This is a genomic window from Lactiplantibacillus paraxiangfangensis, from assembly GCF_036246185.1.
GTDB lineage: Bacteria > Bacillota > Bacilli > Lactobacillales > Lactobacillaceae > Lactiplantibacillus > Lactiplantibacillus paraxiangfangensis.
In genome coordinates, this window is sequence record NZ_BTPW01000048.1 from 1 (window position 1) to 8,020 (window position 8,020).

4 protein-coding genes are annotated in these 8,020 nt (G+C 39.8%); 1 reads left to right on the plus strand and 3 read right to left on the minus strand.

Translation table 11 applies throughout. The features are described 5' to 3' along the window. Positions 1-306: 306 nt before the first annotated feature. From AAA939_RS14895 to AAA939_RS14905, 3 genes are all read right to left on the minus strand, one after another. On the minus strand, positions 307-1,683 hold the full coding sequence (locus tag AAA939_RS14895; protein WP_338210822.1) for an N-6 DNA methylase: 1,377 nt from the start codon (positions 1,681-1,683) through the stop codon (positions 307-309). A 3-nt stretch (positions 1,684-1,686) separates the two neighbouring features. Then, on the minus strand, positions 1,687-2,241 hold the full coding sequence (locus AAA939_RS14900) for a restriction endonuclease subunit S domain-containing protein (RefSeq protein WP_338210823.1): 555 nt from the start codon (positions 2,239-2,241) through the stop codon (positions 1,687-1,689). A gap of 332 nt (positions 2,242-2,573) precedes the next feature. Next, the gene (locus AAA939_RS14905) at positions 2,574-7,310 is read right to left on the minus strand and encodes a type ISP restriction/modification enzyme (protein ID WP_338210825.1); all 4,737 of its coding nucleotides are present in this window, start codon (positions 7,308-7,310) and stop codon (positions 2,574-2,576) included. A gap of 373 nt (positions 7,311-7,683) precedes the next feature. On the opposite strand from AAA939_RS14905, the gene AAA939_RS14910 reads away from it, so the two are divergent. Further along, on the plus strand, positions 7,684-8,020 hold a 337-nt coding region (locus AAA939_RS14910; protein WP_338230428.1), incomplete at its 3' end, for a transposase family protein.

Here is an 8,020-nt window from a genome sequence, read left to right on the forward strand (position 1 = left end):
GGTTGATGATGTTTTGTTTGAATTCTTTGTCGTAACGAGTTGGCATGTAAAAATTCCTTCCTTTTGAGAGACGATTTATTCATTATACCCTCTCTTAAAAGTTGTCTCAGGAATCAGCTTACATCCAATTGATAGGTAATCAAAATACATTATATATATCACGGCTATCTCGTTCCCCAGCATCTTCAAGATGATCAAAAACCAGCAGCCCTTGTCAGATATATGTTTAAATATAGTCACATCAAATCTGACGCTCGTACATATCGATACTGTCTATTGGCCCGGCATGAATTCATAAATATACGTCTATTCTCTCTTATATTTCGACATGATATCTTGAGTCACAGTCTCAAAATTTGACAACTTTTCATTAAGCACAGATAGTTGTTCTTCTAACTTAGAGACAGGTATTACTTCGGGTGGAATAAACTTGTCCACGTAGCGAGGAATGTTCAAGTTGTAATCATTGCTGACAATCTCGCTATGCGTAGCAACATGTGCATACTGATCAATATTACTAAATCTTTTATAACTATCAGTAATTTTTTTTACTGATAATTCTGGGAGAATATTATTAGGTCGTAACTTTTCAACTTCATCACTTGCGTCAATAAAAAGCACATCCTGACCTGAGCGGCCCTTGCGGAGAACTAAAAGCATCGTCGGAATTGAGGTCTCATATTGTAAATTAGCTGGAAGACCAATCACTGCATCAATATAATTTCTTTCAAGTAAGTATTGACGAATTTTAGCCTCAGCTGCACCTCGAAACAGCACCCCGTGTGGCAACTGAATCACCATGATACCATTATCTTTCAAGTGTTCTAGTCCATGCAAAACGAACGCAAAATCTGCTTTAGACTTGGGTGGCAGTACACCAATTTCCGAGTATGGTTTAGTCTTCAAAAGTGTTCTGTTTGGGGCCCATTTAACTGAATATGGTGGATCACTAATAACAATATCTGCCCTCAAATTCTTATTCTCTGCTTTTTCGTTAAATACATCATTATTAATTAGTCTATGCGTCGTAGTATCATCGTTAATTAGATTAAGCATCATTGCGCAACGCATGTACGCCTCTGTATTTATTTCTTGACCAACCAAGGTCACCTCTCTTGAACTGTCAAGCATACGTCTCATAGCGATTAAAGATCCTCCAGTCCCAGCAGCAGGATCATATACCGTAACCTGCCCACCATTTTTGAGGTGTACTTCTGCAATCCGAACCATCAAGTCATTAATCTGATTTGGCGTGGCAATTTGGCCATTGGACTGCGGTCCAAAGTCAATATTCATTTGTTGCAGAATTTTTATTAACGCAATCCGGTCATATTGAATATGAATTAGTTCAAGACCGTCTTCCCGAATCCCATTAAAAACCTGGAGTCGATTATCATCAGTTGTCCGTGGCAACAAAATACGCCGAATACTATCACTGAAATCATTAATCACAGCTAATTCAACCTCATCTGAATTAGCTACAACACGAAGTTGGTCAGTCATTTTTTTCAGGTCATCAGCTGCTTGTTCCAATATTGAAGCATATTCTGGTTTCATCGCATGTAAGTAAATCATATCTATCCAGATTGTTACAATATATACAGATTCAAATTGTTCTCGATACTTATTTCCCACATTCCAAACAGCCTGTTTAACTTCCTCAATATTTTTTGTATTTTTCATTACTTAACCTTCCTTCATCATTTTTTGCCGAATAAACTGTAGCGCTCGCTCTTCAGTCAACATAGCTTTTTCTTTCAATACACGTGATTGTTGGTGACTGATTGTACTTAACAGTCCTACATCCCGTTGTAGTCCTGGGTCGGGTATCGAAATAGTGATTTCTCGCAAGTCTTTCAATACCACACGCCGTCCTAACTGACCAGTTGCTTCTAATTGCCGTTGTGCTTCGAGACTGTGATTGAACCACCAAACAAAGTATCCCCGGTCCAACTGTTTACTAAGTGTTACTGCAGCAAAGTTAGCAGTTAATATCTGATCATTTATTAGTGAATCTTCCTCAACCAAGAACGCCTCACGTTGAAGTAATGATATTCCAATCTGTTCAGGTGTAATCAATGGTAATTTAGATTTACCATGAACATATTTTGATGACTCAGATAATGGATTATAAATAACCCGACTGCTTGGTACTTCATTGACAGTATCTGTGATTCGCGGTAACAATATACCACTGCTAAAATCAGCGATGGTACCAAGCTTAAATTGTTGAAATTTCATCTCGTCCTCCAGTTAGTCAATAGAATTACGCTCTTAACGTTATATATATTATCAAGAATGCACTAAATTGTCAACTGATATTCTCTAGAATTACTTTTTACCAGACTTAATACTCCGCTACCAGATGACCAATTCCTTTAAAATTTTCGGTGTTGGACAAAAAAACTTAGCCACCATCCGCCCGTATAGCAGGTAGCTTTTTTTGATTTGCACGCTTTAGCGCGTTCAAATCGGTCTAAAGGCATAATAAAAACCAGGTACCTCCACAAAATGTGACAGGATGCCTGGGTTTCATTCATGTAACAATATATATATTTGCTTTCTCGTTAATATTACTCTGCTAATTCAAACTTTGGCAACTGTGACACCAAATCTAGCGTCTTCAACGATACCGTAATAACTCGTAGTAGTAAATTAAAAATATACTTCGGGTCTTCGCTATATTCGTTAGGGTCATCAGTAATTTGAGAGGCTTTTTCAGTTTTTACCTGATATTGATAAAGAATCCACTCAACCGCAGAACGCCCATTAACCACATAATCATAAACGCGGTCAGGAATATTCTTGATGATAATATCAGAGTTGAACCTAATTTCAGAATGGTCATCTCGAGACTTAAATCGAATCTTCTCAACCTTATAACTTGGTTCTTTAGACCTAAACACAATATCACACCCATCATAGACTGGCGCTTCTTCGTAATTGATGTGCAAATCCATCAGTTGCTTACCAATAGCCACATACTGTTCAATATTCTTCAGAACTGGAATTCGCGCCAAATCTTTTTTCAAATCATTAGCATACCGGCTTTGGTATTCTGGTGAGTTCAGGACACCATAAACATAAGCATAGGTATCGTCAGTAGAAAGTCCCAACTTCTTGGCAAAGGTTTCGGATACATTGTCCCGACCAGGTTGAAACAGAGCATCCTCTTGGACTTCATTGTTATAACGCATGAAAGCTTGACAGTTCATTAACAACTGAACATCAGGAGTCAAGTCAGTTGCAATATTTGAAAACTCTCGCGAGGTTCCTTTACCCGTTGTTAATATAACCGTATTTGAATCACCAAACTCCGCGACGTAGTGTCCAATTCGATGAATCAACGGCTTATCATAATACAGCCACTTTTTAGTAAAGGGACGATACAAGCCTAACCGCATCTTTTCAGAATGATAATTAAGTTGTGTCTCTTTCATAGCATTCTTCTTGAGTTCACTAGTCCACTTAATCTTCGTTGCATCATCAGTCAATCCTGACTCCGAAGTGATTTTGCTGGATTTAATCGAACTAACTTCTTCGTTATAGTTTTTCAGCAAACGGCGGGATTTGGTTTCTACGTCAGCCTTAGAGAAACCATATACCCATGCATCTCTGTTTGTTTGAATTCCTTGCCCACCAGGTAGCAGAATCCCTGCATCATCCTGACTGATAGATGCAAAAGTCTGATAGTGTGCATCACGCTGATTAAGCCAATCGTTATTGTCATCTGGAGCAACAGTGCTCCATTCAATCCCGCTAATACTTCCAGTTTGTGAGATGATATCAAGTTTCTGCTGACGGGACAAATAATCACCAATATCGTGATAGAACAGCTCGTGCTTATCTGAGCCATCCTTAACAAGAATACTTACTGCAATCGGTGCACGACTACCTGATCCAAATATCTTACCTCCTTCCTTGTGCGAACGTTCACCAGATGTTCTCTGGTTTCCACGCAAGTTGAAAATATACAGATAATTGAACTCGCCATAAAGGGACTTGCGCATACCATCCGCAGAGCTGGAATCTAGATAACCCGCATTGGTAATGAACCCAATTACGCCTTGTCCACCTAAACGGTCGCTTGCCCAGCGGAACGCCTTAATATAGCTATCCATCAACGAACTACTATTCTTTGACTTAGAATTCTTAGCATAAGTATCCCGAATGTGTTGCTCCAGCTTTTCATAGTGAACATTTTGGTTATTATCATTTTCGCTACGCTGGCCAACAAAGTATGGAGGGTTTGAAATAATCGCCGTAATTGGCACTTCCTGTTGTTTCTTCAAACGCTTGTTGTTGCCAGTAAACATGTCTTCATCCAACACATCAGCATTTTCTGTAGATTCAAAGGTGTCAGCCAACACAATTCCATTGAAAGGAATGTACTCTTCTGGACCATTGATTTCATCGAATACAGATTCAATGTTGATTGCCGCAATATAATAACTTAACAGAACAATTTCGTTAGCATGCAATTCCTGGGTATACTTGCGCGTAATATCGGCAAGGGTAATCTCGCCACGTTCCATCTCACCAGCCAAGTATTGCAAGGTTCTGGTAATAAACGTCCCAGTTCCCGTAAATGGGTCTAAAACATGGACATTTTCTGCCGCTAAATTACGGCCAAAATACTTCTTCAGAACTTCGTCTACTGACTTAACAATGAAATCCACAATCTCAACTGGAGTATAGACTACCCCTAATCGTTTAGTGGTACCACTGAAACCAGAAGTAAAAAAATTGTTGTAAAGGGTCTTGATAAAATCTTGCTTAGCCGCTGAATTATCAATTCCTGTTGCCCGTAAACGCACAGATTCATAGAATGGTTCTAGTGCTTTTTGTTCTTTATCAAAACCTGCCTCAACCATAAGGTTAATCATATCTTCCATGGCCTTAGAAACCGGATTGTCATTCACAAAACTATACTGGTCAAACAGAGCTTCAAAAATTGGCTTAGTAATGATGTGTTGCGCCAACATCTCAATAGCCTGATCCTGGTCAATATCAGAATTGATGTTGTGTTGCAAACTCTTGACGTATTTCCGAAAAGCCTTAGCAAAGGGGGACTGCTTGTCTGCAATCAGGTTTTGAATCCAACGAATGTGCCGTTGTGCTAAGTCTTGGACATCCTTAGACCAATCTTCCAAATACCGGCGGTCGCCAACTTTCTTAACAATCCGTCCATAGATGGCGTCTTGAATTTCATGCCAGTTGAGTTCCAATTCAGTTTGTTCTGCTCCATGTTCTTCACCAGACTTCTTGGAGTTGGAACTCATATCATCATCTGGTGCACCGCCTACCCCAATCACATTGAGGTTCTTAGGTTTCTTCTTGTTCAAATCCAATTTATTTACTGAAGCTTCAAAACGTTCATCAATGGAACGTAAGGCATTTAATACTTGCCAAACGGTCTTGTAAGTTTTGTTATCATCCAAGACACTTTCTGGATCAACACCAGCAGGAACAACCACGGGCAAAATAATATAACCGTAGTCCTTATCCTTATATTTCCGCATGATACGGCCAACCGCTTGGACGATATCAATCTGAGACTTCTTTGGCGCGAAAAATACAATGGCGTCAAGGTTCGGAACATCAATGCCTTCAGTCAGAAACTTAACATTGGAAAGAATTCGAGCTTCATCGTCAGGGAAATCAGCTGCTAACCAATCAATCGCATCCTTCTTCTGGAGTGCATTCATTGAACCGTCAACGTGTTTAACATCTACATGGAAACTGTTGGGATTATCAGCACCTAAATATTCATTCACCACATGATTGAACTCTTGAGCCATCTGTTTGGAACCAACTTTACCAGCGCCATGTCCACGTTGGTTGTCAATTACAGAAGCAAAAGCAATTGCCCGGCGCATGGGGTTCCCTTCTACCTTATTGGAGAAGCTCTCCCGCCGCATCATGGCATTCCAAACACCAATAATTTTACCAATGTCATCGATGCCCAGCCCATTTTCAGTCGCTAAACTAGTTTGCATATCACGTTGAATAACAGATTCATCAACTGCAAGCACCTCGACCTTGTAATCAGTCAAGATACCACGCGCCACGGCATCGCCAAATCCTAATCGATAAATCTCTCCGCCATAAGTAGCTTCATCATCCATAGATGCCACAATGACACTGTCTTCTTTTGCTTGCTTCTTGGTATCTTCTGAATAAATCTTCGGGGTAGCAGTTTGATACAGACGGTGCTTAGACTTAACCAGATTGTTACTGTGAACCTTCATGAACATACCAGTCTCATCTTGAGCAGAGTGTGCCCCAACTGTCCGGTGAGCTTCATCGGCAATAATCAAATCAAATTCTGGGAATCCCAGTTGTTGGGCTTGATGAATGACATCAATAGATTGGTAAGTACTAAAAATGACCGTAATTCGGTTACCATCACATTCACGCAATTGATGATAATTCTTCATCAGCTTGTTTACGTCAGTAGTTGCAGGTAACCCAATATCCGAAACATTCAAGTCACCATCATCATCATTGCTGAAGGTACGCTTCTTGGATGCATTACGATCAGAAGTAATGGCAAATGAAACAAGGTCGACTTCTGGGGAAACGTCATTATTCCACGCAAATAAAGTTTGAGATAATAGTTGGATGCTTGGCACGAGATACAAGACCTTAAAGTCATCTGAACCAGACTTCTTGGCCATAGCTTCAGCAATTTTCAAACTGGTAAAAGTTTTCCCGGTCCCCGGGGCCATAATCAACTTGCCACGTTCATGATTTCGAAAATAATCTAGTGTCTTAGCAATAGCCGTTTTCTGGTAATCTCGCGGTTGTTTATTACTTGCTTGAATAGCTTGGTCCGCATTACCGAAATTAAACTGAGACCAATCAAATGCAGCATGTCTTAAATTAGAAAGGCCAATCCGACTAACTTCCTTGGTTGTATCCTCCAAAGTTGCAGCCGCATTCCTGTTCCACTCATCAGTTGTTGCTACCAGTAAACCGTTAGCGTAGTAGTTTTTATTCAGTTCCGCCATATAGCTATTGATGGTGCTTTTACCAACTTTGCCTTTATAGTATTTAGCTTGGATAGCAGTCAATTCACCAGTATTACGATTGCGTGCTACCAAGTCTACCCCAAGGTCTTTCTTTGGAATATTGTATTTTTCGGGAACTTCACGCAATAACCATACCTGGTCAAATTCTCTTTTGTAAGTAGGTTCGTTTGTTAAGTATGACTTGACCACGTCCTCAAACATATTGCCCCTATCACGCTGGACATCCTTACCCGCTTCGTTAATTGACTTCATCAAGTCATCAAAAGTAGTTGTCATCACATTTCTCCGTTCCATTTTCTACTGAGTTAATGATACCTATTGAGACCACTCCTAAGCAAGACAGCTCTGCTACAACCTTGTAACACCCATATTGAATATACACATCCCGTAAAAGTTACACCTTAATTAGCATACAGAAACAGCGATTGATATTTGGTGGGTCATGGTAATAAAATAACCACCGTTACCTACGCAACAGTGGCCATACTTGGTAGTGATTTTAAGCGGGATACTTAAATCTTCCGGCTCTAGAATATTGGGTGTTGATGGAAATCCATCAACACCCAGTTTTTGTGTAAAATAAAAGGACAACTTCCCCCAATGCACCACCCGTACCGACCAAAGTAAAAGTAAAGGCAAGTGAGAAAAGATGTCCCAAAATCATTTTATCGAAGATACTCTTCAAATTAAAGACCCAAATATTATTTGTACTGATATTGATAGTAGTAATCCAAGCAAACAGGTCATTCACGCTAAACTGACCTATCCTTTAAAGAACTGCCCACTTTGTGGCCAGCCCGAAGTAGTACGTTTTGGGACTAATCTAATTAATGTCAGAATGCCCCCAGTCAAAGAACGACCAATTATTTTAAAATTGCGTAAGCAACGTTATCGGTGTAAATCCTGTAAGCATACTTTTAGCGCACAAACATCATTAGTTAAACCGCATTGCCAGATATCAGAAGATACGAAGCAAATGATTATCT

Coding starts and splice junctions, on each gene's coding strand:
- AAA939_RS14895 (WP_338210822.1), bottom strand. CDS start 1,683: ATGAAAAATACAAAAAATATTGAGGAAGTTAAACAGGCTGTTTGGAAT.
- AAA939_RS14900 (WP_338210823.1), bottom strand. CDS start 2,241: ATGAAATTTCAACAATTTAAGCTTGGTACCATCGCTGATTTTAGCAGT.
- AAA939_RS14905 (WP_338210825.1), bottom strand. CDS start 7,310: ATGACAACTACTTTTGATGACTTGATGAAGTCAATTAACGAAGCGGGT.